Origin of the sequence: Glutamicibacter sp. V16R2B1, from assembly GCF_005774635.1 — a bacterium.
GTDB lineage: Bacteria > Actinomycetota > Actinomycetes > Actinomycetales > Micrococcaceae > Glutamicibacter > Glutamicibacter creatinolyticus.
On the sequence record NZ_VATX01000015.1, the window covers coordinates 466,084 to 491,005 of the forward strand.

The 24,922-nt window shown below is 66.3% G+C and carries 14 protein-coding genes and 2 tRNA genes; 11 read left to right on the plus strand and 5 right to left on the minus strand.

Translation table 11 applies throughout. The features are described from left to right. Nucleotides 1-161 precede the first annotated feature (161 nt). Nucleotides 162-845 carry a 3'-5' exonuclease gene (locus FDN03_RS12315; protein WP_138177459.1) on the minus strand — a complete coding sequence of 228 codons (684 nt, stop codon included), beginning with the start codon at nt 843-845 and terminating at the stop codon, nt 162-164. Nucleotides 846-932: 87 nt separating this feature from the next. On the opposite strand from FDN03_RS12315, the gene FDN03_RS12320 reads away from it, so the two are divergent. Genes FDN03_RS12320 through FDN03_RS12330 form a run of 3 tightly spaced genes read left to right on the plus strand, consistent with a single transcriptional unit; the run spans nt 933 to nt 7,953 of the window. Next, the gene (locus FDN03_RS12320) at nt 933-1,403 is read left to right on the plus strand and encodes an MGMT family protein (RefSeq protein WP_138177461.1); all 471 of its coding nucleotides are present in this window, start codon (nt 933-935) and stop codon (nt 1,401-1,403) included. Continuing rightward, nucleotides 1,400-4,603, plus strand: a complete 3,204-nt coding sequence (locus FDN03_RS12325) for an ATP-dependent DNA helicase (RefSeq protein ID WP_138177463.1) — start codon at nt 1,400-1,402, stop codon at nt 4,601-4,603. The genes FDN03_RS12320 and FDN03_RS12325 overlap by 4 nt, the downstream gene beginning before the upstream one ends. Continuing rightward, nucleotides 4,600-7,953, plus strand: coding sequence for an ATP-dependent DNA helicase (locus FDN03_RS12330; RefSeq protein ID WP_138177465.1), 3,354 nt, complete (start codon nt 4,600-4,602; stop codon nt 7,951-7,953). The genes FDN03_RS12325 and FDN03_RS12330 overlap by 4 nt, the downstream gene beginning before the upstream one ends. Before the next feature lie 96 nt (nt 7,954-8,049). Here FDN03_RS12330 and FDN03_RS12335 read toward each other — a convergent pair whose 3' ends face one another. After that, the gene (locus FDN03_RS12335; RefSeq protein WP_249354536.1) at nt 8,050-9,300 is read right to left on the minus strand and encodes a phosphotransferase; all 1,251 of its coding nucleotides are present in this window, start codon (nt 9,298-9,300) and stop codon (nt 8,050-8,052) included. A gap of 181 nt (nt 9,301-9,481) precedes the next feature. On the opposite strand from FDN03_RS12335, the gene nudC reads away from it, so the two are divergent. The 3 genes from nudC to FDN03_RS12350 all read left to right on the plus strand — a co-directional run bounded on the left by nudC (nt 9,482) and on the right by FDN03_RS12350 (nt 13,296). Continuing rightward, nucleotides 9,482-10,405, plus strand: a complete 924-nt coding sequence (nudC, locus tag FDN03_RS12340) for an NAD(+) diphosphatase (protein WP_138177469.1) — start codon at nt 9,482-9,484, stop codon at nt 10,403-10,405. Further along, a complete protein-coding gene (locus FDN03_RS12345; protein ID WP_138177471.1) occupies nt 10,402-12,510 on the plus strand; it encodes an ATP-dependent DNA helicase UvrD2 in 2,109 nt (702 codons plus the stop codon). Before nudC ends, FDN03_RS12345 begins: the two co-directional genes overlap by 4 nt. 165 nt (nt 12,511-12,675) lie before the next feature. Continuing rightward, nucleotides 12,676-13,296 (plus strand): M48 family metallopeptidase, encoded by a 621-nt coding sequence (locus FDN03_RS12350; protein ID WP_138177473.1) that lies wholly within the window; start codon nt 12,676-12,678, stop codon nt 13,294-13,296. Nucleotides 13,297-13,408: 112 nt separating this feature from the next. Here the strand turns inward: FDN03_RS12350 and FDN03_RS12355 are convergent, their stop codons facing one another. Beyond that, nucleotides 13,409-14,761, minus strand: coding sequence for a zinc-dependent metalloprotease (locus tag FDN03_RS12355; protein ID WP_246049515.1), 1,353 nt, complete (start codon nt 14,759-14,761; stop codon nt 13,409-13,411). Nucleotides 14,762-15,029: 268 nt separating this feature from the next. On the opposite strand from FDN03_RS12355, the gene FDN03_RS12360 reads away from it, so the two are divergent. From FDN03_RS12360 to FDN03_RS12375, 4 genes are all read left to right on the plus strand, one after another. Continuing rightward, nucleotides 15,030-16,127 carry a S16 family serine protease gene (locus FDN03_RS12360; RefSeq protein WP_171021235.1) on the plus strand — a complete coding sequence of 366 codons (1,098 nt, stop codon included), beginning with the start codon at nt 15,030-15,032 and terminating at the stop codon, nt 16,125-16,127. A gap of 211 nt (nt 16,128-16,338) precedes the next feature. Continuing rightward, nucleotides 16,339-19,248, plus strand: a complete 2,910-nt coding sequence (locus FDN03_RS12365) for a UPF0182 family protein (RefSeq protein WP_246049876.1) — start codon at nt 16,339-16,341, stop codon at nt 19,246-19,248. Between the two features lie 66 nt (nt 19,249-19,314). Then, a tRNA-Met gene (locus FDN03_RS12370) sits at nt 19,315-19,388 on the plus strand. Between the two features lie 430 nt (nt 19,389-19,818). Next, nucleotides 19,819-19,892 (plus strand) — tRNA-Met (locus tag FDN03_RS12375). Between the two features lie 160 nt (nt 19,893-20,052). On the opposite strand, the gene FDN03_RS12380 is transcribed toward FDN03_RS12375, so the two are convergent. Further along, complete coding sequence (locus FDN03_RS12380) at nt 20,053-20,784, minus strand: PspA/IM30 family protein (protein WP_138177481.1); 732 nt, start codon at nt 20,782-20,784, stop codon at nt 20,053-20,055. A 78-nt stretch (nt 20,785-20,862) separates the two neighbouring features. Next, nucleotides 20,863-22,914: a TPM domain-containing protein gene (locus FDN03_RS16965; RefSeq protein WP_138177483.1), complete on the minus strand. Its 2,052-nt coding sequence runs from the start codon at nt 22,912-22,914 to the stop codon at nt 20,863-20,865. 239 nt (nt 22,915-23,153) lie between these two features. On the opposite strand from FDN03_RS16965, the gene FDN03_RS12390 reads away from it, so the two are divergent. After that, nucleotides 23,154-24,629, plus strand: a complete 1,476-nt coding sequence (locus tag FDN03_RS12390) for a trypsin-like peptidase domain-containing protein (protein ID WP_138177485.1) — start codon at nt 23,154-23,156, stop codon at nt 24,627-24,629. The last annotated feature ends 293 nt before the right edge of the window (nt 24,630-24,922 follow it).

Below are 24,922 nucleotides of genomic sequence, written 5' to 3' on the forward strand. Positions count from 1 at the left end.
CCCTGCACAGTCGGTAATGCTCCGTAAAGCTCCGCTATCTCACGGATGAGGTCGAAGAATCTTTGAGTGAACATCATTCACAAAAAAGGATGGACGCCCGCCGGGCTCGTGGCGGCCATCACGAGCCGCTGGGCACGGCTGTGAATTAGGTCTCGAAGCGCCTAGGAATCCTTGATGGGCCAGGCGCCGTCAACGACCGCCTCGGGCCTGGTGCGGCGCAGGTACTGCTGGAAATTCTCGGCGTGCTCCCGGGCCCAGCGGATCTGCTGGCCGTGCAGCTCGGCCGGATCCACCAGCAGGTCCGGGTAACGGGAGGCCAGGGCGCGGGCCACCCCAACGCAGGCGACCGCATCCGCGAAGGAGGTGTGCGCGTTCTCCAAGACCACCCCATAGTGCTGGCACGCCGCCTCCAGGGTGCGCTTGCCCTTGCGATAGCGGTCCATTTGCCGGTCCAGGACGTAGGGGTCGATCACGTTGCCCGGGATGAAGGGCACCAGCTCGTGGCGCAGTGCCTCGGTGTGCAGGACCGAGAAGTCATAGGAGGCATTGAAGGCAATGATCGGTGCCTGCTGGGACGCGAACTGCAACAGGTTCAGGATTTCGCCAACCCCCCGCGCGGCCGCGACGCCCTCGGCGCGCGCCCGCTCGGTGGTGACCCCATGTACCGCTGTGGCCGCCTCCGGGATCTCCACTCCGGGATCCAGCAGCCACTCGCGTTGGTTCAGGATCTGCCCGGAGGAATCCAGCAACACCACCGAAGCGGTCACGATGCGCGCGGTATTCGTGTCAACACCGGTGGTTTCCAAGTCAAAACCCAGGCAGGGGCCGATATGCCATTCACTCATGCAAATAACGCTACCGTCCCAAGGTGCGCTGACGCGGCGTGACCCACCGGTTGGGGACAGAAGCATGGGCCTTGGCACAATAGGGGCATGCACCTGCCGCCCCTGTCCCCGCCGCCGCTGGACTTCGAAGAGGCCGTCCACCAACTGGCCGGCCTGGTTCCCGCCGGGCGGATCCTCACCTACAAGGACGTGGCGGAGCTGCTTGGCCGCGCCGGCCCCCGCCAGGTCGGCAAGGCGATGCAGGGCACCGCGCCGGGCACGCCCTGGTGGCGGATCATCCGGGCAGATGGCAACATCACCGCATCCCTGCTGGAGCAGGCGCGCGCCCACTGGGATCAAGAGCGCATGCCCCGGCGCGGGGGCAGAGTGGATGTCGCCCGGGCCCGTTGGCAGCCCAATGACCGGCAGTGGCGCCAAATCCAGGAACTGACCGCCAGCCTCGACGGGCCGCGGACCTCCAGGGCGGATGAAGAGCGGCCGCGCACCGACCCAGCCTTCGGGCAGCGGGCGGGCCGTGGAACCAAAACGTCGGAGCCGCGTGATGGGATGGAACCATGAGCGAATCGGCAGACACGGCAACGGGCACCACAGAACTGCTGGATCACCTGGTCACCTCGCGCCAACCCTCACTGGTCGCCGGCGCCCCGGGAACCGGAAAGTCCACGTTGCTGGTTGAAGTCGCCGTGCAGCGCCTGCGTGCCGGGCTGGACCCGCTCTCCCTGCTGGTGCTGGCCCCCACCCGCAACACCGCCGCCATGTTGCGCAATGAACTTAGCGCACGGGCCGAGCAAACCTTTACCGAACCGGTGGTGCGCACCTGGTCCGCCTACGCCTTCGACCTGATTCGCCGCGCCCGGCTGCAGGGGCTGCTGCCCATGGTGGAGCGGGCCCCGCGCCTGCTCTCCGGGCCGGAACAAGACACCTTGCTCGGGCACCTGCTCGAAGGCCACGAACAGGGGCTGACCCCATCCCCGCCGTGGCCGGAGGAACTGCGCCTGGCGGTGGGCACCCGGGGTTTTCGCAAGGAGGTGCGTGAGTTCTTTGACCGGGTCTCCGAACTCGGCCTGGAACCGGACGACATCGCGCAGCTGGGGGAGCAGGCCGAACGCGGCGAATGGGTGGCCGCGGCCATGTTCTACCAGGAGTACCGGGATCTGCTGGACCTGGGCAGCGCCGAGGCCTTCGACCCGGCCGGGCTGATCACCCGGGCCGCGGAACTGCTGGAATCCAACCCCGAATTCCTGGCCGCCGAACAGGATCAGCTGCAGCTGGTCCTGGTCGATGACCTGCAGGAGGCCAGCCTTTCCCAACACCGGCTGCTGACCCTGCTGGGGCGTGGCCGAAACCTGGTGGCCTTCGCCGCCCCCGACAATGTGGTGCAGGGGTTCCGCGGCGCCCGCGCCGCTGAGCTGGCACAGTTCACCCAGCGCTACTCAACGCCCCGCAACCCGGCTCGCATCTACGAACTGAAAACCAGCTACCGGATGGGCCCCGCCATCGCCCAGGCGTGGAAACGCGTGGTGCGCCGGGTCCCGGTGGCCGCCGGGCTGCACGGCCGAACCCTGGAGTTCGGGGAAGATCCCCACCCGGCAACGGTGCAAACACATCTATTTGAAAACTCCACCCAGGAGGAGCGGTTCCTCGCCCAGCACATCGTGCACCTGAACCTCTACGAACACCGCCCCCTGGCGGAGATGGCGATCGTGGTGCGCACCGGCTCCCAGGTGCGCAATCTCAGCCGCTTCCTGGAAGGCCAGGGAATCGCGGTAACCACCCCTCCGGCGGAAGTGCCGCTGAAGGAGGAGAACGCGGTGCGCCCGCTGCTGGACCTGCTGGCGCTGGCGGTGAACCCCGAAGCCAACGAGGACCCGCTGCGCATGCAGTCGCTGCTGCTCTCCCGCTACGGGATGAGCACCGCGCTGGAAATCCGGCGGCTGCGCCAGCTGCTGCGCCAGAAGGACAGTGCCGGTGGAGGCCGGCGTTCGAGCCAGGAACTGCTCGAAGCCACCCTGCATGAACCGGAGCTGGCCCAGGACCTAGGCCCGGTGGCCCGTGGGCTGGAACGCCTCCTGGGCATGTACCAGCGCCTGCGCGAAGAACTGGCCACCGGCAACGCCACCCCGGAAACCGCCCTGTGGGCGTTGTGGGAGGCCAGCGGCCGGGCCGAGGCCTGGCGTACCGAGGCATTGGGCACCGGACCGGCGGCCCGCCGCGCCGACCACGACCTGGACGCGGTGCTCTCCGTGTTCCAGGCGGCTGAACGCTTCGTTGACCAGCTGCCCGGGGCCAGTGTCGAACAGTTCGTCGAACACATCCTGGAACAGGAGCTGCCCATGGACTCCCTGGCCAGCCGTTCGGCCAGCGACCAGACCGTCACGGTGCTGACCACCGCGGCAGCCGCCGGCCGGCAATGGCCGGTCGTGTTCGTCCCGGGGCTGCAGGAGGGCTCCTGGCCCAACCTGCGGCTGCGCGGTGAACTGCTCGGCTCCAACGCGCTGGCCGAGGCGGTGGAACACGGGGTCGGTTTCCTTGGCACCCGCACCCCCAGCCGGCTGGTGCGCGAAATCCGCAACGACGAGCTGCGCTCCTTCTCCAACGCGATCTCCCGCGCCAGCCAGTCACTGATCTGCACCGCCGTGGCCAGCGAGGAACAGCAGCCCTCCTCCTTCCTGCAGATCATCGACCCCGCCGCGGGCCAGCAGGGCAGCTACACCGCGGTGCCCCGGATCCGGTCCCTGCCCTCCCTGGTCGCCGAGCTGCGCTGCGAGGCCGAAAGCCACATCGCCGCCGCCATGGGCGCCTGGCAGCAGGACTCCTCCCAGACGGTCTCCGCGGTCGCCCAGGATGCGGTGGCGGTCCTGGGCCAGCTCACCGCGGCACAGCCGGCGGTGCGCGGGGCGGCCCCGGCCACCTGGTGGGGATTGGCGCCGCTGAGCACCCAGGCCCCGGTCTTCCCCCAGGACCAGCCCATCCGGGTCTCGCCCTCCAAGGTGGAGGCGGTGCATGCCTCGCCGCTGAACTGGTTCGTGCAGGCCGCCGGCGGGCAAAACGCCGTGGACTTTGCCGCCTCGCTGGGCACCTTGATCCACTCCATCGCCGAGGAGCACCCCGACGCCGCCGGCAGCGAATACCTGAAGGTGCTCGATGAGCGGTGGCCGGAACTGGAAATGCCGAACAACTGGGAAGGCAGGCGCGACCATGACCGGGCCGAGGAGATGCTGAAGAAGCTGGCCCTGTACTCGCTGCAGATGCGCTCCGAGGGACGCGCCCTGGTCGCCCGCGAACTGCCGTTCAACGTGCCGGTGCCCCATGAGGGGCGGGAGGTGGAACTGCGCGGGGTCATTGACCGCATCGAGGTGGACGGGCAGGGCCGGCCCTATGTGGTGGATTTGAAGACCGGGGCCCGGATGCCCTCCGCCAAGGACGCGCTAACCCACCCGCAGCTGGGCGTCTACCAGGCCGCCATCACGCTCGGGGCCCTGGACTCCACCCCCGAAACCAGCCACCTGCCGGCCGAACCGGCCGGGGCGGCCCTGGTGTTCGTGGGATCCAACACCAAAAAGCCGAGCCTGCGCACCCAGCAGGCCCCCACCGATGACTGGGCGCAGCAGCTGATCATCGAGGCCGCGGCCCTGATGGGCGACGCCGAGTTCGTGACCCGGCACGATGCCTCGCGCGGCTCCGGGTTCTCCAGCGGGTGCGCCCTGCCAGACATCTGCCCCTTGTGCAGCGAAGGACGACAGGTGACCGAACCATGAGTGAGATCCGCTTTACCCCCGAAGAGCTCTCCGCCGCCCTGGGCGAACAGTTCCCGCCCACCGAACAGCAAAGCCGGATCATCTGCGCCCCGCTGGAACCGATGCTGGTCATCGCCGGGGCCGGTTCCGGGAAAACCAAGACCATGGCCGACAAGGTTGTCTGGCTGGTGGCCAACGAGCTGGTGCGCCCGGAGGAAGTGCTCGGGGTGACCTTCACCCGCAAGGCCGCCGGGGAACTGTCCGCCCGCATCCGCGCGAAGATCGCCGCCCTGGTGAACACCGGCCTGCTGGATGGGCAGGCCACCGAGGACTACCTGGACCCGTCCGTGTCCACCTACCATTCCTACGCGAACACGCTCGTGCAGGACTACGGGCTGCGCCTGGGCATTGAAGAGGACAGCGCCCTGCTGGGGGCCGCCCAATCCTGGGAATTGGCCAGCGAGGTCCTTGAGGCCTACACCGGGGACTACGAACACCTGGGCAGCGCCACCAGCACCCTGATCAACGCGATCGTCAGCTTCTCCTCCGAGGCCTCCGAACACCTGGTGGGCACCGCGCAGGCCGAAGCCTGGCTGCGGGACCTGGAGCAGCGGCTGCGCCACCTGCCCATGTACCCGGACAAGGACAAGGCGCAGACCGCGGTCGCCGGCAAACTCATCGACAAGATCGCCTCGCGGGCCACCATCGCCGAACTCAGCCAGCGCTACGCCGAGGAGAAGGCGCGGCGCGGGGTCATGGACTACGGAGACCTGGTCGCCCACGCCGCACGCATCGCCGAGCAGATCCCGGCCGCAGCGGTGGCCGAACGCTCCAAGTACAAGGTGGTGCTGCTTGACGAGTTCCAGGACACCTCCCACGCCCAGATGGTGCTCTTCTCCCAGCTCTTCGGCGACGGACACCCGGTCACCGCGGTGGGGGACCCGAACCAGTCCATCTACGGTTTCCGCGGAGCCAGCGCCGGACAGCTCTTCCACTTTCCCAACGAATTTCCCATCGTCGAGCCGGACGGGCAGCGGCGCAACGCCCACGTGCGCCACCTGACGATCGCCTGGCGCAACACGGTCAACGTGCTGCAGGCGGCCAACCTGGTCTCCGGCAGCGAACAGCAGGCTCCCGGCCCGGTGGCCGTCAAACCGCTGGAGGCCTCCGCCCACGCCCAGCCCGGGCAGGTGGTGCTCAACCGCTGTGCGACCGACCGGCAGGAAGCCGAAGCGATCGCCCAAACGATCGAGACAGAAATCCTCCAACGCCGCTCCGCAGGCCAGGAGACCACCGCTGCGGTGCTCAGCCGCAACCGCGCCCAGCTGAGCCTGATGGCCCAGGTGCTTTCCGAGAAGGAAATCCCGTACCAGCTGGTGGGGCTCTCCGGGCTGTTGAGCACCCCGGAAGTCAACGACCTGGTCTCCTGTCTGCACGTGCTGGTGGACCCGCTGCGCAGCGACAAGCTGATGCGGCTGCTGGCCGGCGCGCGCTGGCGCATCGGCCCGGCGGACTTGATGGCCTTCGCCGACTGGTCCCGTTTCCTGGCCCGGCGCCGTGAACACGCCCTGACCGGAACCCTCGAAGCCCAACTGCTGGTGCAGGACGCGCAAGAAGATGAGCAAACCCTGGCCCGGGCGGAGGTCAACGACGCCGCGAGTCTGATTGAGGCGCTGGACTTCCTGCCGCCGGCTGGCTGGACCAGCGCCGATGGGCGGACACTGAGCGAGACCGGGTACCTGCGGCTGAGCAGCCTGCGCGATGAACTGCGCCGGCTGCGGCTGCTGGCAAACGACGACCTCGAGGCCCTTGTCAGGGAAATTGAGCGCGCCATGAACCTGGACATCGAGGTCGCGGCCCGGCCCTGGGTGGAGCCAGGGCAGCGGCGGGCCAACCTGGGCGCTTTTGCCGATGTCATCAAGGACTACTGCCGCCACGCGCCGCAGGCGGACCTGACCGGGTTCCTGTACTGGCTGGAGCAGGCGGCCGACAAGGAGAAGGGGCTGCCGCTGCCGGCCCAGGACGCCGACCCAAACAGCGTGCAGCTGCTGACCATTCACGCCTCCAAGGGACTGGAATGGGACATCGTGGCGGTGATGTCCATGAATGAGGGCGTGTTCCCGGACCGCACCTCGGACCGCTGGACCAGCGGGGACGCGGCCCTGCCCTGGCCGCTGCGCGGTGACCGCCGTGACCTGCCGCAGTGGGACACCGACCAGGCCTCCTTTTTTGAGCTGCTCGAAGCCGAGAAGCAGTTCGCCGCCGACGTGGCAGAGCACAATGAACAGGAAGAACGCCGTCTGGCCTATGTGGCGCTGACCCGCGCTAAATCGCTGCTGATCTGCAGCTGCAGCGTCTGGTACGGGACCCGCACCAAACCCTCAAGCCCATCGATCTTCATAGAGCAGCTGCTGCCGCTGGCCGAGGGCCCTACCCCTGGGGCCGAGATCGGGGTGTGGGTGCAGGACGAGCAGGCGCCCGAAGCCAACCCAACCCGCTCGCAACCGGTTGAGGCGCGCTGGCCCTACGACCCTTTGCAGGGGCCGGAGGTCACCGGGGGCAACCCACGCACCGTCTACCCGTACTCGCGCCGCGAAGTCCTGCAGACCATGGCCGAGGGGGTGCTGGGGGCGGCCCAAACCCCGCAGGAGGCGGTGATGCAGACCGAGCAGGGCCAGGCCTGGGCGGAGGAGGCTGCACGGCTGCTCGCCCAACGCCAGTTCGCCGCCCAGCAGGAGCACGGTGTGCACAAGCCCGAACACGTGCGGGCCTCCCTGTTTGTGGAATTGGCCGAGAACCCGCAGGAGGTGCTGGAGAACCTGCGCCGTCCGGTGCCGCGGCGCCCCGGCATGGCGGCACGACGCGGTACCGCGTTCCACGCCTGGCTGGAGGAATACTACGAACAGACCCAGATGCTGGACCTGGGGGAGATCCTGGAACCGGCCGACGCGCTGATCGACGACACCCTGGACCTGGAGGGGATGAAGCAGGCGTTCCGGCAAAGCGAATGGGCCGAACGCCAACCGGTGCACGTGGAAGTGCCCCTGGAAACCCGCATCGGGGATATTGCGGTGCGCGGCCGGATCGATGCGGTGTTCCGCACCGCTGAGGGGCATTGGCTGCTGGTGGACTGGAAGACCGGGCACGTGCCCAGCGGCAAGTCATTGAAGGACAAACTGGTGCAGCTGGCCGTGTACCGGTTGGGCTGGTCGCGCCTGCACGGGATTCCGCTGGAGGAAATCCAGGCCGCCTTCTACTATGTGGGGGCCGGGATCACCATCCACGCCCAGCAGCTGCAATCCGAAGCGGAGCTGGAACAGATGATCGGCGCCGCGTTCGAGCAGCTGGACGAACCAACCCGGCAGGGCTGAACGAAGCAGCGTTCAACCAGGCAGGGGTAACGCCACGGGCCCCGGCCGCAGCAGCATCCAAGGGTGCCGCCGCGGCCGGGGCCCGTGGGCCATGACCTATTTTGTCGAATCCTGCTCCGGTGCCGGGGGCTGCTTGGCCGCGGTGGAGCCGGTGTGGGTTCCGCCGGTTTCGGGGGCCACAGTTTCCTGCTGGTCCGCCTCCCGGCCCGGCTCGGTCTCATCCTTGGCTGCCTCATCCCTGGCTGCCTCATCGGCCCCGGCCGGCTGCGCCTGCGCAGGCTCGGGCAGCTTGGAGACCCGTTGGGAGGAATCCGGCGCGTTGGCGGTGTTTGAATCCTCGCCGTGCGCGGTGCTGCCCTGCTCGTTGGCCGGGTCCTGCTCCTGCTGCGGCTTGCCGAACACGGAGCTGACCGGTCGCGGCTCCTCAACTACGGACAGCGGCTGGCCGCCGTACTCGGCAATGTTCTCATCCAGCTCGTGCAGCATCTGCTCGGCGTCGGCGATGCGTTCATCGTCCTTCGAATCCAGGGACTTCACCAGCCACTGGGCCAGGGCGAACTCGGCGTTCAGCGCCGCGCGGCGCATGATGTGCGGGTCGGCCTTGTCGGCGCGGGCCTGCATGTATGCGGCAAACACCTTGTCTCCGAACTCGTGATCCTCCACCGCCGAAAGCCAGGCGAAGTCCTCGGCCGGGTCGCCCACGTGCAGGTCGGTCCACCCCTTCACGGCGGTGATGCGGCTGCCCAGCACCTGCAGCTGCTCCTCATCGAAGGAGCCGTGGACCACCGCGGCATTAAACCGCCACAGCGACACGTCTTCCATCGCGTGCTCCCAACGGCGCAGCAGCCGGCTGGGCACCTTGCCGGTGGCGGCGGCGGTGTCCAGTTCGTTGAGCTTGCGCTGGCGCACCTCGTCGGCCGTGTAGGTGGGCAGCCCGGCGACCTCCACCGATTCATCCGGGATCTTGTGGATCGCGGCCATCGTGTTGCCCAGGTCCCGGGCCAGCGGTTCACCCAGCTGCACCAGGTCCTCCAGCATCACCCCGTGCCCGGGCAGGTCCTTGTAGACGAAGGTGCGCAGCGGTCCCTGGCGGACGGTGCCGGCTATGGCCGGCAGCGCGAAGGGCAGCGCGGCGCGGACCTTGGCCGAAAAAGCGCGCAGCGCCGACAGCTCCGCCTCCAAGCGCATGCTGGCCTCATCGTGTTTGGGCGAACGCACCCGCCAACGGTTTTTCTTGTCGTCGATGAGCAGCGCCGAATCAAAATCTTCGGGGTCATCGGACAACGCAGCGTAGCCAACCGGGCAGAGACCGGGCACTGCTGCGGTGGCAATTGCGGCGAGTTCCATGGCAGAGCGTTTCACATGTTCCACCGTAAACTACCGGCACAGTGCTGATGGCCAAAGACTCACGGTATGTCACCGCAAATCGGTGGGGCGCCGTGCGGCCCTGGGGGAAGCAGGGTGGGGTCGCCCACACTCCGGGGCCCGGGGCCACCCGTATTTTGACAGCACGCCTAAAGTTGTAGATATGGCGCTTGCAGAGAAATACCACCTGCCCCTGGAGGACCTGAGCTTCGCGGAGGCCCGGTTCGAACGGCAGATTATCGAATATGATGAACCGGATCTGCTGCAACAGGTTCTGCAACGTGAGAGCACCCTGGTCATGAGCATGGTCGAGGGCAGGGCCCTGGCCGATGCCGGCGGGCTGGCGCTGGTGCCCGGCCCATCCTCCACCCTGCCCGAGGGCGGGGAGTACATCTACCTGGGGCGCGCGGCGCAGCACGACTACGTGGTGGCCCTGCTGCCGCAGCAGGTGGCCCCGGCCCACCACGAGCTGCTGGACCTGCGCACCGCGTTCACCCAACTGCGGCCCGAACACCAGCACCTGATGCTGATCGCCCAGGCGATCACCAACTGGCGGCGCAGCTACAACTTCTGCCCCGAATGCGGTTCCCCCGTGCGCCCCACCACGGCCGGGTGGGTGCTTAAATGCGTGAAGAACAGGCATGAGCTCTTTCCCCGCACCGACCCGGCGGTGATCGTGGCCATCATCGATGACCAGGACCGGATCCTGCTCGGGGCCAACGCCCGCTGGAACACGGCCGTGTACTCGGTGCTGGCCGGCTTCGTTGAGGCCGGGGAATCCTGCGAATCAGCGGTGCGGCGCGAGGTTTTCGAGGAATCCGGGGTGCGCGTTGATGAATGCCACTACCGCGGCTCCCAGCCCTGGCCGCTGCCGCGCTCGCTGATGCTTGGCTATACGGCGCACGCCCAAACCACCGACCTGGTGCCCGACGGGCTGGAAATCCTGGACCTGCGCTGGTTCTCCCGGGCGGAACTGGGCCGGGAACTGGCCGTCGGCAGCATCCAGATCCCGCGCGGGGTCTCCATTGCCCACGCCCTGATCCGCGACTGGTACGGCCAGCCCCTGCCGGAGGCGGGCGCCCGATGAGCGAGCAGTCCAGCGTGAGCCCGGATCTGCTGGCGGGCCTGGACGCCGAGCAGCGCCGTGCGGCCGAGAGCCTGACCGGACCGCTGTGCATCCTGGCCGGAGCCGGCACCGGCAAGACCCGGGCAATCACCCACCGCATCGCCCACGGGGTCTATACCGGGGTGTACCAGCCCAACACCGTGCTGGCCCTGACCTTCACCACCCGTGCCGCAGCGGAGATGCGCACCCGGCTGCGCCACCTGGGCGCCAACGGGGTGCAGACCCGCACCTTCCATGCTGCGGCGCTGCGCCAGCTGCAGTACTTCTGGCCGCAGTCCATTGGCGGCACCCTGCCGAACCTGATTGAGCACAAGGCGCCGTTGGTGGCCGAAAGCGCGCGCCGGTTGCGCATTTCCAGCGACCGGGCGATGGTGCGCGACCTGGCCTCCGAAATTGAGTGGGCGAAGGTCTCGATGCATTCGGTGGAAACCTACGCCAAGGTGGTCGAGGGCCGGGAGCTGCCCAACGGGCTGGAGCCGGTGACGATGGTGCGCATCTTCCAGACCTATGAGGAGCTGAAGGACGACCGCCAGGTCATCGACTTTGAAGACGTCCTGATGCTCACCGCCGCCATCCTGGAGGACGATGAGAAGGTCGCGGCCAGCGTGCGTGCCCAGTACCGGCACTTCGTGGTGGATGAGTACCAGGACGTTTCCCCGCTGCAGCAGCGCCTGCTCGATTTGTGGCTGGGGGAGCGGCGGGACATCTGCGTGGTGGGAGACGCCTCCCAGACCATCTACTCGTTCACCGGGGCGACCTCCGACTACCTGCTGAAGTTCCGCCAACGCTACCCGGAGGCCGACGTGGTCAAGCTGGTGCGCGACTACCGTTCCACCCCCGAAGTGGTGGCCCTGGCCAACAAGATCCTGGCCACGCGCCGCATTGAAACCTCCGTGCCGGACCGCACGGTCACCTGGCCTGAACCGCTGGAGCTGATCGCCCAGCGCGAGCACGGCCCGGAACCGGAGTTCTTCGAGGCCAGTGATGACGCGCACGAGGCGGAGGAAGTCGCCCAGCGGATCAAGGCACTGCTGGGCAACGGCCAGGACGTCAGTGAAATCGCCATCCTGTACCGCACCAACGGCCAGTCCGAGGCCTTCGAACAGGCCCTGACCGCCCACTCCATCCCGTATGTGATGCGCGGCGCCGAACGCTTCTTCTCCCGCACCGAGGTCAAGGAGGGGATGCTCGCGCTGCGCGCGGCCCTGCACGTGGAATCGGAGATCCCGGCACCCCAGATGGTGCGCGACGTGCTTTCCTCCCACGGCTACGCCCCCCAGCCGCCGGCGGCCGGCGGGGCCCAACGCCAACGCTGGGAATCGCTCTCGGCGCTGGTGCGCCTGGCCGACGACATGGCCGCCGCCCGCGACCAGGGAGGCGAGCAGATTACCCTGCGGGAGATCATCACCGAACTTGAGGAACGCGCCGCCACCCAGCATGCGCCCACGCTGAACGGGGTCACCCTGGCCTCCTTCCATGCGGCCAAGGGCCTGGAATGGGATGTGGTCTTCTTGGCCGGGCTCAGTGACGGGCTGGTGCCGATCACCTATGCCAAGGACCAGGCCGGCTACGACGAGGAACGGCGACTGCTGTACGTGGGGATCACCAGGGCCCGGCTGCAGCTGTTCCTCTCCTGGTCGTTGGCCCGCACACCAGGAGGACGCGCCCACCGCCAGCCCTCACGCTTCCTGGACGGGATCCGCGCCGTGCCCCGTTCCTCGGCCCGCCAGCCAAGCCGGCGGCGCAAGGAACAGAAACTGACGCCGGCCGTGTGCCGGGAATGCGGCTCGTTCCTCAGCAGCGCCCGTGAACGCAAACTGCGCCGGTGCTCGGACTGTCCGGCCGCCTACGACGAGCAGCTCTTTGAGACACTGCGCGGCTGGCGCAGTGAGGTGTCCCAGGCGAACTCGGTTCCCGCGTTCGTGGTGTTCACCGATTCAACGCTGATGGCCATTGCCGAGGACAAACCCGGTACGCTGCAGGAGCTGGGCCGGATTTCCGGGGTGGGCAAATCCAAACTTGAACGCTACGGGCAGGCCGTGCTGGACCTGGTGAACCAGGGCTGAGAGCCGCCGGCCCGTACCGTGATGCGGTAACGCGCTGCGGGGCCGCGGCCAGCCGGTCTATCCCCAACCGGTGACCCGCATCGCCCGGGACGGTGAGTGCGGGCCTAGGGTGGGGCTCCCACGTCCGGCAGCCCGGGCACGAACTTCTAGAATCGGAGGCTTGGCATGCCAGCGCATCCCACCACAGTGGATTTCTATGCCGAGGATGACATCCCGGTACGCATCGTGCGTTCCACCAAACGACGCAAGACCGTCTCCTCCCAGTGGAAGGATGACCGCTTTGTCGTCTCGGTCCCGGCGGCATTGACCGAATCGGCCGAACGCACCTTTGTCGAGGAGATGCTCAAGAAGTTCCGTCAGCGCAAGCGCACCACCGACTGGGCGCTAAGTGATGAGGCGTTGATGCAGCGGGCCATCGCCCTGGACCGGCACTACACCGGGGGTTTGGCCGCACCGGTCTCGGTGCGCTGGGTCAGCAACCAGACTAAGCGCTGGGGTTCGGCGACCGTGTACGAGCGCCGCATCCGGCTCTCCACACGCCTGCAGTACATGCCGCAATGGGTTCAGGACTATGTGCTGTTGCACGAACTGTGCCACCTGGTGGAACCGGCGGACGGGCACGGGCCGCGCTTCAACGGGCTGCTGAACCGTTTCGAGCGGCGGCGCGAAGCCGACGAATACCTCAAGGCCTTTAGCGCCGGCTACCGGGCCCACGCCCGGGAGATGGGGCGCCCGGATGATCAGCTCGAGGACCTGGATGAGGGTGGGGACGTGGAGCACGGCTAAGCGGTCCGCCGGCGCTCGCCGTCCTTCCGGGGCTGCATCCCTTGAGAAACGGGCTGGGCCCCGACGACCACGGTCGTCGGGGCCCAGCCCGTGATCGAATGAGGCGGTCTGCCTACGGCTTCGGCTCCTGCGGGCCGTCAGGGTCTTCTGGATCCTGCGGATCATCGGTGGCCTCAAAACCGCCGTCGAGCAGCTTGCCCAGCTGGGCGTCAAAGTCCTCGAACTCCGACGCCGCGGTCTCCCGGCGGCTGGTGAAGCTGGCCGGATCATCAAGATCCTCGGCGGTGGGCATCAGGTCCGGGTGATCCCAGACCGCGTCGCGGCCCTCGGTACCGCGTTCGGCATCCAGGTGCTCCCACAGGGCAGTGGCCTCGCGCAGGCGGCGGGGACGCAGCTCCAGGCCCACCAGGGAGGCGAACGTGTTCTCCGCCGGCCCGCCCGAGGCACGGCGGCGACGGAAGGTTTCTCGCAGGTGCTCGGAGAACGGTAGGTTCTTCGCGGCCAGGGAGACCACATGGTCCACCCAGCCCTCGATGAGTGCCAGGGTCAGTTCCAGGTTCTTCAGCGCCCGTTCCTGCGCCTCGGTGCGCTGCGGGGTGAACAGGCCCTCGCCGAGCATCTGCTGCAGGGACTCCGGGTTTGACGGGTCGACATCGCGCACCGCCTCTTCGATGCGGGACATGTCGATGTGGATGCCCCGCGCGTAGCTTTCCACCGCGCCGATCAGCTTGGAGGACAGCCACGGGACCCGCTGGAACAGACGCACATGGGCGGCCTCACGCAGCACCACGTACAGCAGGATTTCCTGCTCGGGGATCTCCAGCCCCTCGCCAAAGGCCTGCACGTTGGTGGCCACAAGCCCCGGGGTATTCCCGGCCAGGGGCAGACCAATGTCCGTGCCGCCCAACACGTCCTTGGCCAGGGTGCCCAGCGCGGTGCCCAGCTGGGCGCCGAACATGCTGCCGCCCAGGTTGCGGAAGATCTGGTCGGAATTGCCCAGCATGCCCTTGATCTGTTCGGGCAGCTGCTCCTGCATCGAGGAGGTGATCGCCTTGATCACCGATTCGGCGATCGGCTCGGTCAGCTGCTTCCAGGTGCCCAGGGTCTTGTCGAACCACTTGCGGCGGGTCCACGCCTCCAGCGGCATGCCGGTGCCTTCAAAGACGGTCGCGTTATCCAGCCACATGCCGGCCAGGTGGGAGGCGTCGGCGATGGCGCTGCGCCGCGATTCGCTCACGGCCGGGTCTTCGCTGGCGTAGGCCTGCAGGGCGGTGTCCGAAGCCAGCTTCCAGTTCACCGAGCCCTCGGCGGGATTGGACTGCATCATCGCCGACATGAAGGCCTGGGCCTGTTGCATCATCTGCTGCATTGCCGCGGGATTGTTCGCCTGGTCGCCCAGCGCGGCCCGCAGCTGCGGTGGAAGATTGTTGGGATCGAATCCACCACCGAAGAGTTGTCCAAACATCGCAGCAAAAGGATCCTGTGGGTCATTCTCGTCGTCCGACCCGTGCGGTCGATTATTTGGTGGGTTCTGTGCCATGTAATAAAAGTACCCGTTCGAGCTGAGCGTTGACATAGATCCACGCCCCAGTTCGCTTTCGGCACACCGAATATACCTCTGTGTGCGGATGAAGTTCCCTGGGCTTATTCAGTAGGCTAGGAGTGGTCGTTTGTCCCCAAATGGCCGAGCCACAACTTTTATGTCCGCGGCGGGAGCGACTTACGTGCAAGAGATGGAACCACTGCCAGGAGCTGACCCAGCCCAAACGCGGGAATCCGCAACCACCAGCTCCCCTCGGCCGCGGGGGGCCATCGCCGGAACCATTGCGCTGCTGCTGGTGGCGGTGATTTCCTTCCTGCCCACCAACTTTGTGGTCGAATCACCGGGTCCGGTGGTCAACACGCTGGGCGAGCTGGACGGACATCAGCTGTTGAGCATCAAGGACGCCAAGACCTTTGAGACCGAAAGCCAGTTGGACATGACCACGGTCTACGTCCAGGGTGGCGGGCAGCACCGGGTGACCGTCCCGGTGATCCTGGAGGCGTTGGTGAATCCCACCAAGGACGTGGTGCAGGAAGAGACCGTGCTGCCGCGCGGGGTGACCAGCGATGAGCTGAGCCAGCAGAACGATTCGCTGATGGCCTCCAGCCAGGAGCTGTCGGTGGCCGCGGCCCTGAATGAACTGCAGATCCCCTTCACGACCACCCTGCAGGTGGTGGGCTTCGGCGATCCGCTCAACCAGGGCGCCCTGCGTGAGGGGGACGAGCTGGAGAAGATCAACGGTGAGCCCATCAAGGACCTGGCCCAGCTGAAGCAGGCCCTGACCCGCCAGGGGACGAAGCCGTCCACACTGACCGTCAAGCGTGAGGGTCAATCGGTGGACGAAGAGGTGAGCACCGCCGCGGCCGAGGACGGGACCCGGCAAATTGGCGTGTTCCTGAAGCCGGAATATACCTTCCCCATGGACGTGAACTTCGGGGTGGAGGACATCGGGGGACCCAGCGCCGGGATGATGTTCGCCCTGGCCATCATCGACCAGCTCACCGAAGGCTCCCTGGCCGGGGACACCCACGTGGCCGGCACCGGGGCGATCACCGATGACGGCAAGGTCGAACCCATTGGCGGGATCGCGCAGAAGATGGCCGCCGCCCAGCGCGCCGGCGCCGAGGTGTTCCTGGCCCCGGCCGATAACTGCCCCGACGTGCAGGACCGGGTCCCCAAGGACCTGGACGTGGTGAAGGTGTCCACCCTGGCCGAGGCCCGCCAGGCCCTGAGCCGCATCGCCTCGGGAACCGACCCGCAGCAGCTGCCCACCTGCACCTTGAAGTGAGCCCCGCGGCGGGTTCCGCTAGCCAAACCCCCGCAGACCAGATACCAATGTAAGTAAATACACGCGTCTCGGCACGAACTTTGCTCACCGGGACCTTGAGTGTGAGGAAAAAATAGTGTCATTCGGACCTGACAGTCCATTCGGAGGGCCCCCGCGGGGATCCGATGAACCCAAGCGCCCACCGAACCCGCCGAATCGGAAAACCTCGCCGCTGACGTTGACGATTTTCGCGGTGGGTATCCTCGTCGCGCTGTTCGTCTTCTTCTCGAACTTCTACGCCGACATCCTCTGGTTCAACCAGCTGGGCTACTCGGAGGTGTATTGGACCGAGAAGATCGCCAAGGTGGTCATCTTCATCGTTGCCGCCGCCCTCATGGCCGTGCCGATGTGGCTGTCCATGCGCAGCGCCTACAAGCACCGCCCGGTGTACGCGCCCAGCTCAAACCGCCCGGACATGATGTCCCGCTACCAGGCGCAGCTGGAGCCGATCCGCCGCTTCTTGATGATCGGCATCCCCGTGGTGATCGGTGTGTTCTCCGGAATCGCGGTGGCTGGCCAGTGGCAGACCATCCTGCTGTTCATGAACCAGCAGGAGTTCGGCACCACCGACCCGCAGTTCAACATGGACATCAGCTTCTTCGTGTTCACCCTGCCGTTCATCGGACTGATCAACGGGTTCCTGATTTCGGTGGTCCTGCTCGGCGGGGTGGCCGGGCTGCTGACCCACTACCTCTACGGCGGGATCCGCATCGAGGAACGCGGGGGAGTGACCATCGGCAAGGCCGCCCGGGTGCACACCGCCGTCGTCGTGGCCGTCTTCCTGGTGCTGCAGGGCGTGAACTACTGGATTGGCCAGTACGAGACGCTCACCGACCAGTCCGGCCGCGTGGCCGGTGCCCTGTACAAGGACGTGCACGCGGTCATCCCGGCGCGGATGATCCTGGCGATCATCGCCGTGCTGATTGCCATCACCTTCATCATTGCCGCCTTCACCGGGCGCTGGCGCCTGCCGCTGATCGGCACCGCGATGCTGGTGGTGACCATGATCGTGGCCGGGGGCATCTACCCGTTCCTGGTCCAGGAATACCAGGTGCAGCCTTCGCAGAAGTCCCTGGAACGCGAATACATTGACCGCAACATCAAGATGACGCGGGAGGCCTATGGCCTGCAGGATGTGGAGGTGACCCCGTATGAGGCGAAGGTGACCGCCGAATCCGGTGCGCTTGCTGCCGAGAAGGCGACCACCACCAACATCCGCCTGCTGGATCCGAACCTGGTGTCCGCGGCGTTCGCCCAGCTGCAGCAGTTCCGCAGCTACTACGCGTTCCCCACGAACCTGAACGTTGACCGCTACGAGATCGACGGCAAGACCGAGGACACGGTCATCGCTGCCCGTGAGATCACCGTGGACCCGAACGATTCGTGGATCAACCAGCACATCACCTACACCCACGGCTACGGCCTGGTGGCAGCCTACGGCAACCGCGTGGCCGCCGGCGGACGCCCGGACTTCATGCTCGGGGGCGTGCCGACCAGCGGTGAGCTGGCCAGCGATGAAAGCTACGAACCGCGGATCTACTTTGGTGAGCGGTCCCCGGACTACTCGATTGTCGGTGGCCCGGAGGACTGGCAGCCGCGTGAACTGGACCGCCCCAGCACCGGCTCCGAGGGTGAGGACGTGCGCTACACCTTCGAGGGCGACGGCGGGCCGAACATCGGCAACTTCTTCAACCGCCTGGTGTACTCGCTGAAGTTCGCGTCCACCGACCTGCTGCTCTCGGATGCGGTGAACGCCGAATCCCAGATCATCTACGACCGCAACCCGCGCGAACGCGTGAGCAAGGTCGCCCCGTACCTGACCCTGGATTCGAACGCCTACCCGGCGATCATCGACGGTCGGGTGAAGTGGATCGTGGATGGCTACACCACCTCCAACGCCTACCCGTACTCGCAGCAGCAGCAGCTGGAATCGGCGGTGACCGATTCGTTGACCAACGCCTCGGAATTCGACCGGCTCTCGGGCCGGGTGAACTACATCCGCAACTCGGTCAAGGCCACCGTGGACGCCTATGACGGTTCGGTGGACCTGTACGCCTGGGATGACCAGGAGCCGATGCTCAAGGCCTGGCAGCAGATTTTCCCGACCTCGGTCAAGCCGATGTCGGAGATGTCCGGCGAACTGATCGAGCACGTGCGCTACCCGGAGGACATGTTCAAGGTGCAGCGTGAGGTGCTGACCACCTATCACGTGACCAACCCGGACACGTTCTACGAGGCCAACGACGCCTGGGCCGTGCCCAGCGATCCGACGGCCAGTAGCGGGGACGTGAAGCAGCCTCCGTACTACATGTCGTTGAAGATGCCGACCCAGGACGATGCGACGTTCTCGTTGACCACCACGTTCATCCCGGCCGCTTCGCGCAACGGGCAGCAGCGCAACGTGCTGTTCGGTTTCCTCTCCGCCAACGCTGACGCCGGCGGGGAAGCGGGCGTGAAGAACGAGGACTACGGCAAGCTGCGGCTGCTGGAGCTGCCGCGCGACACCGCGGTCCCCGGCCCCGGCCAGGCACAGCAGAACTTCGACACGAACACCCGGGTCACCACCCAGCTGAACCTGCTGCGTCAGGGTGCCTCCGAGGTCAAGGGCGGCAACCTGCTCTCGCTGCCGGTGGGCGGCGGTGTGCTCTACGTGCAGCCGGTCTACGTGCAGTCTTCGGGCCAGACCAGCTTCCCAACCCTGCGCAAGGTCCTGGTGGCCTTCGGTGACGAGGTCGGGTTCGCTGACACCCTGGGCGAAGCCCTGGATGAGATCTTCGGAGGCGACTCCGGAGCGGTGACCCAGGAGCATGATGGCGCCGACCCGGGCGACTCGCCGGATGATGAGCAGCCCAAGGCCCCGGAGCAGACCGACTCGGAGAAGCTGACCCAGGCGCTGAAGGACGCGAACGAAGCCATCAAGCGCGGCCAGCAGGCCCTGTCCGATGGTGACTTCGGTGCCTATGGCGAAGCCCAGAAGGCCTTGGAGGACGCCCTGAGCCGGGCGCTGGAGGCCGATGGGACCGAGGCCCCGGCCCCGGAGGAAAGCGGCGCTCCGACCGAGCAGCCGCAGGACGGGAACTAGTCCCGGCCAGCCCCAGGCAGCCCGATTTGCATTCCGCTCCGCGATGATGAAGAATAGTCTAGTCATCGCGGGGTGGAGCAGTTCGGTAGCTCGCCGGGCTCATAACCCGGAGGTCGAAGGTTCAAATCCTTCCCCCGCCACATAAGACAAAAAGGTGGAAACAATTCGTTTCCACCTTTTTGCATGTCCGGACGATTTGATGCCCTCCAACCCGGGCCGTGTCGCAAGGGGCGCAGGAATGGCCCGGTGGCCCTAAAGCTTCCCAACGCCGGACGGCGGTAGGCGCTATGGCCGCTTCAGGGCTCACCGCGCGGTCCGGATGAGACTTTGTGTCCAGCAAGGCCTGCCGGCTCATTTACGGGATCGCAAGGGGCGTGCACGACTTCGGGGACAGTGGTTCCGGCAGCCCCCGCGTTGGCGGGGGCTGGATTCTCTGACAGGCATCATTCAACAGTGGCGGCATAATCCAACCAAGTCGTCCCGGGCAGGGCGGGAAAGCCTCCGGTGACGAAGGTCACCGGTCCAGGATTAGCCATGGAGTTCAAGGATTGGTAATGTTGTATTTACCGACGCGGGGTGGAGCAGTTCGGTAGCTCGCCGGGCTCATAACCCGGAGGTCGAAGGTTCAAATCCTTCCCCCGCCACGAGATAAGAGGAGATCCGAAAGGATCTCCTCTTTTGCTTTATCCGGCGCAATCGCTTGGCCGGTTTCCGGGCCTGGCGCGCAGCCTCAAGCGGACCAGATAAACCCGTGGCCGCCACCAGAACGGTGACGGCCACGGATGCTGTTGCTGCCTACAGGTGCTAGTTCTCCAGGGCGCCGGTCTGCTTGGACTTCAGCGCCGCGAGACGAGCCTCAATTTCGGTCTGCTCTCCCAGGTCCTCCAGCTGCTCGAACTGGGAGTCCAGGCTGGAAGAAGCCAGTTCGGAGGCGCCGCGGACCCGTGCCTCCTCGCGGCGAACCTTTTCCTCGAAGCGGCTGATCTCGCTGGTGGCGTCCATGATGTTCACGGACTTGACCGCTTCGTTGATCTGGTTCTGGGCGGCAGCGGCCTTCGAGCGGGCCGTCAGCTCGTCCCGCTTGGAAACCAGTTCGGTGCGCTTGCTCTTCATCTGCTCCAGGCCGGTCTTCAGCTTCTCAACAATTTCACGTTGTGAAGCGATGGTCGGCTGCGCGCTCTTCATTTCGCTTTCGGCCTGCATCTGGCGCTGGATGGCCACCTTGGCCAGGTTGTCGAACTTCGCGGCGTTGGCGTCCTCCCCGGAGGTGCGGAAGTCCTCGGCCTTGTTCGAGGCGGCCAGGGCCTTGGTGCCCCACTCGCTGGCGGCCTGCTCGTCCTCCCGGTAGTCGTCTTCCAGCATCCGCAGGTTGCCGATGGTCTGGGCCACGGCCTGTTCGGCCTCGGCGATGTTGTTCGTGTAGTCGCGGATCATCTGATCCATCATCTTCTGCGGATCCTCGGCTGAATCGATCATGGCGTTGATGTTCGCCTTGGCCAGCTGGGCAACACGGCCAAAAATGGACTGCTTGGTCATGATGTGAACCTTCCTATTGGTTGTAAAACAATGGTGAATCTGAACAACAGGGTCGAACCGGTAATGACGCCAGGGAAGTTAGAAGCTGCCACCTCCGCCGCTGAAGCCGCCGCCCCCGCCGCCGAAGCCGCCGCCTCCACCGCCGAAGCCGCCGCCCCCGCCGCCGAAGCCGCCAAATCCGCCGCCACCAAAGAAGCCGCCGTCGGAATGGCCGCCGGAGGAACGTCCCCCGTGCAGGATCGAATCAATCAGGATGCCGCCGAGCACGGCCCCGCCCAATCCGTCGAACGGACCGCGTCGTCCCTGGCTGTAACCGCCATAGCCGCCGGGGCCTCCGAAGCTATCAACATCGCTCTCGGCCATGCGCGCGGCCTCCTCAGCCAGGCGAATGGCCCGCTGGGCGGTGGCCAGGGCCTGGATGGGATCCGAGCCGGAGAGCCGCACCGCATCCTCATGGCAGCGTCGCGCTTCGGCCAGGCGAGTGCGGGCCGAGGAACGCACCCCGCCGCGGCGGGCCCGGATGTAGTCATCGGTGCCGTTGATCCGCGATTCGGCGGTGCGCAGCACCGACTGCAGCTGGGAGCGGGCGTGACGTTCCTGCTCATCCTTCTCACGCAGGGTTCCCAGCTCATTGCTCAACGGCTGGCCCGCCTCGTCCAGGGCTGCGATCAGGGCCAAGGGGTTGGGCTTGCCCTGCTGCATGGAGTGCTTGACCGATTCCAGGGCAGTTTCCAGGGCTGCTATCGGGGCGGCCAGCCGCTGTCCGCCCTGCGCGCCCGTGAGCGTTTTGGCCTGGGACAGCTCCTGCTCGGCCTCGGCCACTGCCGCCCGCAGATCCGCCTCGGCGTTGGTCAGCGCCTCGTTGGACTTGGCAATCGCATCCAGCAGGCCGGTGGCCTGATCGTGGGCTTCCTCCGCGTTTTGCACCAGCACCGCGGCCTGGGAACGTTCGCCGTTCTGGATCGCGGTCCGGGCCTGGTTCAGCGCCGAGCGGATGAAGCTGATGCGCTCGGAGGTCTGCGAGGCATTATCCAAGACCTGGGAGGTGGCTTCCGGGGCGTAGCGCTGGGAGAGGTCCTCAAGCAGGGCAACGCTCTGGGACAACCGCTGATTCAACGGCTCCAGTCCTGCCTCCAGCTCGGAGATGTGGCTTTCCGCATTGGTTTCCAGCTTACGCAGGGACTTGAAGTCCGCGGCATGGGCTTCCAGGCTCGAATTGACCTCCTGGCACCTGCGGATGATCTCGTTGAGCCACGAACGCTGCTCTTCTTCGGTGTCCGGGATCTCGTCATCCAGCTGCTGCTGCAGCTTGAAGGACTCGCGCAGGTGCTCCTTGGCCTTGGACAGGTCCTGGGTAAACGTGGCAATCGCCGCGGAGCCGTACTGCGCCTCGGCGAAACCCAGTTCCTGTTCGGAGGAGCGGATCGAGTCATCGGCCGCGACCAGCAGGTGGTCGGCCTGCTTGCGCAGCTGGTCCAGGGGGATGGCCGGCTGGACCGGCTGGTTGGGCTGGGCCTGACCGCGGCGGACCTGCTTCTTGCTGCGGCGGGACAAGACGAAGTAGCCGATGACGGCCACGCCGGCGAAAACCAGCAGGATCGGCACCAGGGAGAAGCCCGAGCCAGAGGATCCACCGCGCGAGCCGGTGCCCCTGGCGGCATCCTCAATGCCGTTGATGGCACCTTCGGCCGCGGCCAGCCAATCGAGGTTGTTCAGTTCCGGGGCAATGTACTGGGTATAGATTTGCTGACCGGCGCCGCCCAGCGGTCCGCTTTGCGAGGTCAGGAACTGGGCCTGGCGCTGCTCGGTGGCCACCGCCAAAATCGTGTCATTGCTGCCCATGTTCTTGCGTTCGGCCACGTCGGCGGCCCATTGCTGCGGATCCTGCGGATTGCTGAATTGATCGACGAACACCACGAACAGGCTCACCCCGGTCTCGGAGCGCAGCTTGGAGATCTCTTCCTCCAGCTCGTTGGCTTCACCGCCGCCCAGCACCCCGGAGTTGTCCACCACGAAGCTGCCCGGAGGAATATCCACCGGGGATTCGGCATGAGTGGGCAGCGCCAGAGCAAACAACATGGCCACGGCGGTCACGACCGCCGCCAGTAGTCCCCGTGCGGTACGTCGCATTTTCGTCCTTACTCAGATCTGCATGCGGATATGAGTTACACAATACCCGTGCCCGTTCGGCGAATTCAGGACCGTGCCACGAATTTTCGTGATTCCATAGGGTAAGACCGGTAAAGCCCGGGTTGGCCGTGTTGACTTGCGCCGAACTCACAGCGGCTGCTCAGTTTCTCCCGCTTAAGGCCACAGTTCGCATCGGAATAATAATTACCAAGAGATCGAAGAGAACTAGAGAGGCAACCATGAGCCAGTCACCGAGTGATCCCAGGGAACCGGGCCAGGGCGGGGACCACGAACCGCGCGTGGGCCAGCCGGCACACAACGCCGGGGAACCGGTGACCCCGCAGGATGCCAACCAGTCAAACCCGCGCTCGGCAGTCGGCTCCCCGCACGACAGCGGCGCGCCCACCACCCAATACCCCACGGCCAGCCACTACTACTCGGCCGCTGACCAGCAGCACTCCGGGGCCGGGCAGAACCCGTATGGGCAGGGGGACTTCCACCCGCACCAGTCGCCGCAGGCTCCCGAGCGCAAGCCGCGCAAGCGCTATGCCGGGACCACCCTGATCTCCGGCATGGTCGCCGCCGCCCTGATCGGCGGGGTCACCGCCGCCGGGACCACCTACCTGATCAACCCCAACTCCAGCGGCACCGCCCAGGTGCAAAGCCCGCAGGACGGCGTGGTCATCAACAACCCGGAAACGGTCACCACCGCCACCGCCGCGGCCGCCAAGGCCGCGCCCAGCGTGGTGACGATCGAGGCTTCCGGCAACGGTTCGGCCGGCTCGGGTTCGGGCATCGTGCTGGATGATCAGGGGCACATCCTGACCAATACCCACGTGGTGACCCTGGGCGGGGCCACCGGCAATCCGCAGCTGAATGTGCGACTGAACAACGGCAAGGTGTATTCCGCGGAGCTGGTGGGCACCGACCCGATGTCGGACCTGGCGGTCATCAAGATTGACGCCGAGGGCCTGGTTCCAGCGACCCTGGGCGAGTCGAGCAGCCTGAACGTCGGGGACACCGCCGTGGCCATCGGCGCACCTCTGGGACTGAGCGGCACCGTCACCGACGGGATTATCTCCACGTTGAACCGCACGATCTCCGTGGCCTCCTCCGCAGTGCCGGAACAGCCCAGCGACGGCGGGGGCGATAGTGAGTTCAACTTCGAATTCCCCGGCGCACCGCAGCAGAAGAACAACTCAGGCTCCATCTACATCAATGTCATGCAGACCGATGCGGCGATCAACCACGGAAACTCCGGTGGCGCCCTGGTTAATGCGAAGGGCGAGATCATCGGGGTCAACGTCGCCATCGCCTCCTCGGGGGACGAAGATTCGGGATCCATTGGCGTGGGCTTCGCAATCCCCATCGACTACGCCAAGCGCATCTCCAGCGAACTGATTGAGAACGGCTCGGCCACCCACGGGCTGCTGGGTGCCACCGTCCAGGCCGCCGCGGCACGCACCGGTCAGCAAAGCTCCGGGTTCAGCACCGGGGCGAAGATCGTGGACATCAGCTCCGGTTCGGCCGCCGCGGAAGCGGGGCTGAAGTCGGGGGATGTGATTACCGGTGTCAACGACCGTCCCATCCAGGATTCACAGACCTTGACCGCGGCCATCCGTGAGGTTCCGGCCAAGGGCCAGGCGAAGATCACCTACATCAGGGACGGGCAGACCAAGGACGTGGAGGTCACGGTCGGCACCCTGGAAGACTAGAACCCAGCAGGCACTGCTTCACACTTCACCCTCCTATAGGGGCGAAGTGTGAAGCAGTGTTGAAGAAGTTGACGAAGACCCCGGCCGGCCGCGCAGCGATGCGCGGCGGTGGAAGCAGAATGTGAACCGGCAATGAGGCCACGGCGGTACGTGTTACGACATGCAAGGACATGCGTCACGTACCGCCGTTGGATTTTTCAAAAGGTTCTGGCGTATTGCCGGTGCGCCGATACGATAAGGGTGGAAGAGATCCTTCCACGGTCTTTACGACAGCGAAGACACTTTGCATGAAA

What these genes read in the sequence shown, in the direction of transcription:
- FDN03_RS12345 (WP_138177471.1), top strand. Translation starts at nt 10,402, where the DNA reads ATGAGCGAGCAGTCCAGCGTGAGCCCGGATCTGCTGGCGGGCCTGGAC.
- FDN03_RS12360 (WP_171021235.1), top strand. Translation starts at nt 15,030, where the DNA reads ATGGAACCACTGCCAGGAGCTGACCCAGCCCAAACGCGGGAATCCGCA.
- FDN03_RS12325 (WP_138177463.1), top strand. Translation starts at nt 1,400, where the DNA reads ATGAGCGAATCGGCAGACACGGCAACGGGCACCACAGAACTGCTGGAT.
- FDN03_RS12315 (WP_138177459.1), bottom strand. Translation starts at nt 845, where the DNA reads ATGAGTGAATGGCATATCGGCCCCTGCCTGGGTTTTGACTTGGAAACC.
- FDN03_RS12380 (WP_138177481.1), bottom strand. Translation starts at nt 20,784, where the DNA reads ATGACCAAGCAGTCCATTTTTGGCCGTGTTGCCCAGCTGGCCAAGGCG.
- FDN03_RS16965 (WP_138177483.1), bottom strand. Translation starts at nt 22,914, where the DNA reads ATGCGACGTACCGCACGGGGACTACTGGCGGCGGTCGTGACCGCCGTG.
- nudC (WP_138177469.1), top strand. Translation starts at nt 9,482, where the DNA reads ATGGCGCTTGCAGAGAAATACCACCTGCCCCTGGAGGACCTGAGCTTC.
- FDN03_RS12320 (WP_138177461.1), top strand. Translation starts at nt 933, where the DNA reads ATGCACCTGCCGCCCCTGTCCCCGCCGCCGCTGGACTTCGAAGAGGCC.
- FDN03_RS12390 (WP_138177485.1), top strand. Translation starts at nt 23,154, where the DNA reads ATGAGCCAGTCACCGAGTGATCCCAGGGAACCGGGCCAGGGCGGGGAC.
- FDN03_RS12350 (WP_138177473.1), top strand. Translation starts at nt 12,676, where the DNA reads ATGCCAGCGCATCCCACCACAGTGGATTTCTATGCCGAGGATGACATC.
- FDN03_RS12330 (WP_138177465.1), top strand. Translation starts at nt 4,600, where the DNA reads ATGAGTGAGATCCGCTTTACCCCCGAAGAGCTCTCCGCCGCCCTGGGC.
- FDN03_RS12335 (WP_249354536.1), bottom strand. Translation starts at nt 9,300, where the DNA reads ATGGAACTCGCCGCAATTGCCACCGCAGCAGTGCCCGGTCTCTGCCCG.
- FDN03_RS12355 (WP_246049515.1), bottom strand. Translation starts at nt 14,761, where the DNA reads ATGTTTGGACAACTCTTCGGTGGTGGATTCGATCCCAACAATCTTCCA.